This is a genomic window from Variovorax sp. WDL1, assembly GCF_001541225.1.
In the GTDB taxonomy this organism is placed as follows: domain Bacteria; phylum Pseudomonadota; class Gammaproteobacteria; order Burkholderiales; family Burkholderiaceae_C; genus Variovorax.
In genome coordinates this window covers 7,980-10,978 of the sequence record NZ_LMTS01000066.1, presented here as the reverse complement: position 1 = coordinate 10,978, position 2,999 = coordinate 7,980, and the positions used below count along the sequence as shown (strand labels likewise).

The 2,999-nt window shown below is 70.2% G+C and carries 5 protein-coding genes; 3 read left to right on the top strand and 2 right to left on the bottom strand.

Annotation, left to right across the window (positions count from 1 at the left end; all coding sequences use genetic code 11):
* Positions 1-196: hypothetical protein (locus APY03_RS42390; RefSeq protein ID WP_198161230.1), on the top strand; the 196-nt coding region annotated here is incomplete at its 5' end.
* Between the two features lie 30 nt (positions 197-226).
* Here APY03_RS42390 and APY03_RS09140 read toward each other — a convergent pair.
* Both APY03_RS09140 and APY03_RS09135 read right to left on the bottom strand, forming a co-directional pair.
* On the bottom strand, positions 227-439 hold the full coding sequence (locus APY03_RS09140; protein WP_068676022.1) for a hypothetical protein: 213 nt from the start codon (positions 437-439) through the stop codon (positions 227-229).
* Positions 440-623: 184 nt separating this feature from the next.
* Positions 624-1,499 carry a class I SAM-dependent methyltransferase gene (locus tag APY03_RS09135; protein WP_068676020.1) on the bottom strand — a complete coding sequence of 292 codons (876 nt, stop codon included), beginning with the start codon at positions 1,497-1,499 and terminating at the stop codon, positions 624-626.
* 111 nt (positions 1,500-1,610) lie between these two features.
* Here APY03_RS09135 and APY03_RS09130 point away from each other — a divergent pair, with 111 nt between their 5' ends.
* Positions 1,611-2,300, top strand: coding sequence for a winged helix-turn-helix transcriptional regulator (locus tag APY03_RS09130; RefSeq protein ID WP_197913177.1), 690 nt, complete (start codon positions 1,611-1,613; stop codon positions 2,298-2,300).
* Between the two features lie 122 nt (positions 2,301-2,422).
* A partial coding sequence (locus APY03_RS43505; RefSeq protein WP_232324206.1) for an NAD(P)-binding protein occupies positions 2,423-2,999 on the top strand: 577 nt, incomplete at its 3' end.

The window sequence follows — 2,999 nt, the reverse complement described above, 5'->3', positions numbered from 1 at the left end:
CATCAACCCGGCGGCCAGCACCGCCATCGCGAGCAGCAGGAACGGCACCTCGACCGAGCTGGCCGCGGGCTTCACGCTGGCGCTGAGCGAATCGACCAGCCTCTACGGCGAGGTCGGCAAGCTGTGGGACTCGGGCGGAGACACGCGCGTGAAGTCGCAGCTCAACGCCTCGGCGGGACTGCGGGTGCGCTGGTGAGTGCCTGGCGAGCCTAGCGCGGCGCCAGGCCTATGACTCCGGCGCGATGAGACCGTCGCGCACATAGCGCTCGTACTCGGCGATCGGCAACGCGGCGCTCTGCGTGTTGCCGGCGTCGCCCCAGCTGAGCACCGCGCTGTCGTCCGCCAGGTCCACTTCTACCGGCCCCTCGGGGATCCGGATCATGGGGCCGTCACCGGCCCGGTAGTTCACCTCTCCCTTGACCATCGCGTTGGCGGCCATGTCGTCGACTCCGGCTGTGCAGTTTGGATGCATCGAAGCCTAAGGCCATGCTGGCCGCGCGGCGTCGTCGAAGATCCTCCGGCGCTGTAGGCCGGCGCAAATGATGCGGCCACGGCGGATGCGATCACGGCCGGTCTCCGCAAGGCGGGGGTGGCGGCTTGAAACCACATGCGCAGCGGCTCGATCACGAAACCGTGCCCGCCCCCACCAGCATTTCGCACGGCCCCTCGAACCCACTGCCGGTCTCGAACTGCCGCAGCGCTTCCTCGATGGCCTCCCAGGTCCGCGCCCGCTCCGCCTCGCCCAGGCCGACCATCATCTGGTGCAGCGCACCGAAGGACTCCCGCTCGAAGCGCACGCACTCGGCCGCGCTCGGCAGCCGCACCGGCGATGGCACCCTGCGGACCTCGATCTCCCCCAGGCCGGCCTTGGCAAGCGTCGCCTCGAGCACGCCCTCCCCGCCCAGCGAGAAAGGCCCGGGCTGCCCCGGCAGCGGCGGCGGCAACCCGGCGCGCTCGCGGATGATCTTCACGGGGATGGAGAAGAACGCGTTGCGCTCGGGTGTCGAGTACACGACCACCGACACCCGCCCACCCGGCCGCAGCGCCCGTCGCATGCCGGCCAGCGCGCGCTGCTGGTCGGGAAAGTAGATCAGGCCGACGCGGCTGATCGCGGCATCGAAGCTCGCCGCCGGCAGGGTGTCGAGCGCCTCGCCGTCGAGTTCGCGGACCTCGAGGTTCGCCAGCCCGGCGGCCCGGGCATCGGCGGCGGCGCGTTCAAGCAGCGCTGGCGCGCTGTCCGTGGCGAGCACATGGCCCGACTCGCCCACGCGCCGCGCGGCGGCGATCGACTGCTCGCCGGCACCGGCCGCGATGTCGAGCACGCGCGAGCCCGGCCCGATGTGCGCCAACTCGAACATGGTGTCGGTCGCGTCGCCGAGCCAGCGGCCGAGGAAGGGTCCCCAGCGGTGCCAGGCCTCGGCCGCGGACTGCCATTGCGCGCGGGTGGTGGTCTTGAATGCAGCGGCGTCGAAGACAGGCGGGGTGGCGACAGTGCTCATGGTGCATCTCCTGGAGGTGAAGTGATGCGGCAAGGATGGCCGTGCCGGGGTTGCGGCGCTAGTCCAGAATCTGTACTGGTCTCCAGGCGCGGGAAACGCTAGATTGGCGCCATGATCGATTACGGCCAGTTCTGCACCGTCGCACGAGGCGCCGAGGTGCTGTGCGAACGCTGGACACCGCTGGTGGTGCGCGAGCTGATGTGCGGCAGCACGCGCTTCAACGACATCCGGCGCGGCGTGCCGCGCATGTCGGGCTCGCTGCTCGCGCAGCGCCTGCGCAAGCTCGAGGAGGTCGGCGTGGTCAAGCGCGTCCAGGGCACGGGCACGTCGGCCGAATACCACCTGACCACCGCCGGCGAGGAGTTGCGCCCCATCGTGATGGCACTGGGCCACTGGGGCGCGCGCTGGATCGGCAGCCGCCTCAAGCGCGACCAGCTCGACGCGGGTTTCCTGATGTGGGACATCCGCCGTTTCGTGCACCTCGACCAATGCCCGCCCGGGCGCTGCATCGTGGTCCATTTCCGCTTCACCGATGCGCCCGAGGGCGAGCGACGCTGGTGGCTGGTGATCGACCAGGGCACCGCCGATCTCTGCCGCGACAACCCCGGCGAGGAGCCGACGCTGATCGTCGAATGCACCGTGCTCGCCCTGACCGAGATCTGGACCGGCGACCGGGAGGCCGAAGACGCGATCCGCGAACGCCGGGTGCGCATGAACGGCGGTGCGCGCGATGCCCGCGATCTCTGGCGCTGGCTGGGCCGCAGCGCCTTCGCCGAGACGCGGGCCGCAGCGCGGGTCTGATGCGCCAATGACACGCTGAGGGCTTTCACCGAGCCCCCTTTGCGCCGCATGCGGCGCATACTGGCGGAAAAGCCCGCATCGGCCACCCACGAGGGCCACGGGCGGCAGCAAGGAGACAAGCTTTGCAGCGAACCGATATCGCGAACCCGGCCTACTTCCACAAGGTCGTCGATTGCCAGTACGCCTGTCCGGCGCACACCCCCGTCCCCGAGTACATCCGGTTGATCGCGCAGCGCCGCTACAGCGACGCCTACATGATCAACTGGGCCTCCAATGTCTTCCCCGGCATCCTCGGGCGTACCTGCGATCGGCCCTGCGAGCCGGCCTGCCGGCGCGGGCGGGTGGAAGAAAGCAACGCACAGAAGCCGGAACCCGTCGCTATTTGCCGGCTCAAGCGCGTGGCTGCCGACATGAAAGGCGACGTGCGTGCGCGCATGCCGGCCCTCGAGCCGCGCAACGGCAAGCGCATTGCCTGCGTAGGCGCCGGGCCGGCCTCGCTCACCGTCGCGCGAGACCTGGCGCCGCTGGGCTACGAGGTGACGGTGTTCGACGAGGAGGCCAAGGCCGGCGGCTTCATGCGCACGCAGATCCCGCACTTCCGCCTGCCCGAGTCGGTGATCGACGAGGAGACCGGCTACATCCTGGACCTCGGCGTCGAGTTCCGCAGCGGCGAGCGCATCGAGTCGATGAAGGCACTGA

Bases quoted from the DNA above. Each gene is read 5' to 3' on its own strand.
- APY03_RS09140 (WP_068676022.1), bottom strand. From the start codon at position 439: ATGGCCGCCAACGCGATGGTCAAGGGAGAGGTGAACTACCGGGCCGGT.
- APY03_RS09135 (WP_068676020.1), bottom strand. From the start codon at position 1,499: ATGAGCACTGTCGCCACCCCGCCTGTCTTCGACGCCGCTGCATTCAAG.
- APY03_RS09130 (WP_197913177.1), top strand. From the start codon at position 1,611: ATGATCGATTACGGCCAGTTCTGCACCGTCGCACGAGGCGCCGAGGTG.